Source organism: Rickettsia australis str. Phillips (genome assembly GCF_000273745.1).
GTDB lineage: Bacteria > Pseudomonadota > Alphaproteobacteria > Rickettsiales > Rickettsiaceae > Rickettsia > Rickettsia australis.
Genome location: NZ_AKVZ01000049.1, coordinates 1 through 1,263 on the forward strand (window position 1 = coordinate 1; position 1,263 = coordinate 1,263).

Here is a 1,263-nt window from a genome sequence, read left to right on the forward strand (position 1 = left end):
CGGTCGAAAAATGATACAGATTTTCAATATGTACCGGCTGAAAATTGATACAGTATCATAAAAAAATTATCTGATATTTAAGTCATAAAATTATCCTCCTGTTTATTAATAATTTCTATTGGCACAAGACCAGCCTTCTTTTTATCCTTAAGCCTGAAACTATCACCTTTAATATTGAGTATAGTGGAGTGATGAAGCAGACGATCTAAGATAGCAGCTGTAAGAGCACTATCCTGAGCAAGACTATTATGCCATTGCCCAAATGGCAGATTACTTGTAAGAATTATGCTACCTTTTTCGTAACGCTTTGCTATAACTTGAAATAACAGATTAGCTTGTTCCTGTTTTAATGGCAGATACCCAAACTCATCTATTATAAGTAATTTATATGGTAGTATTATTCTTTTGAATATGGAGTCCAGGTTTCCCTGATTGAGCCCAGCATTAAGTACAAGCACCAAATCTGCAGCTGTTGTAAATTTAGTCTTAATGCCACATTGTGTAGCTGCATAACCAAGAGCAATAGCTATATGGGTTTTTCCTACTCCAGAAGGACCAAGTAAAATAATATTTTCCTGTCTTTCTACAAAAGATAGAGACCTTAGACCTTCCAGAATCTTGCGTTTTATTCCTGTAGCAAAATCATAATCAAAATTATCCAGCGTTTTAATAGTAGGAAAACCTGCCATTCTGGTGAGTATTGATTTACTTCTATTCTGTCGTGCCAACAACTCTGTTTTTAATATTGACTCAAGGAAATCCGTATAACTTGAGTCTTCTTTACTAGAGGATTGTGCAATATCAAAATAATTTTCAGCTATCTGAATAAGGTTTAAAGAGTGGCACAGCTCTTCAATACGTTGGTGCTGCAGGTTCATAATGCCTCCAGTATACTTTGGTATATGCAAAGGGAATGTTGTAAGGAAACTGTAGAAAATCGTTCCCCTTTATCTTCCATAATCTCTAGTGCTGCAGGATGACTACCGCTATAATCCAATGGTAATGGCTGAAGATTTCTCCTTTCAAACTTTAATCTTTCTGCAGGTATTTCACCCGTTGTTCCATGTACACGCAGATTCGCAATATCCCGCAACCATTTTAGTACCTCCGAATTTGCAGTATCCACATCCAACACTAACTCTGTAGTTTTTAATTTTGTTGCTAATGGATTATAAAAGCTTTCTCTCATATATCTGTTAAATCACTCAACCTTGCCCTTAGTTTTTGCTCTATAAGGCCTACACACTTTTAATCGAAAACCAT

1 protein-coding gene and 1 pseudogene are annotated in these 1,263 nt (G+C 35.7%); both read right to left on the bottom strand.

Annotation, left to right across the window (positions count from 1 at the left end; all coding sequences use genetic code 11):
* Window positions 1–77: 77 nt before the first annotated feature.
* On the bottom strand, window positions 78–878 hold the full coding sequence (istB, locus tag A452_RS0107415) for an IS21-like element helper ATPase IstB (RefSeq protein WP_017208715.1): 801 nt from the start codon (window positions 876–878) through the stop codon (window positions 78–80).
* A gap of 119 nt (window positions 879–997) precedes the next feature.
* Window positions 998–1,263: pseudogene (locus A452_RS12360) on the bottom strand (IS21 family transposase); the annotation flags it as partial.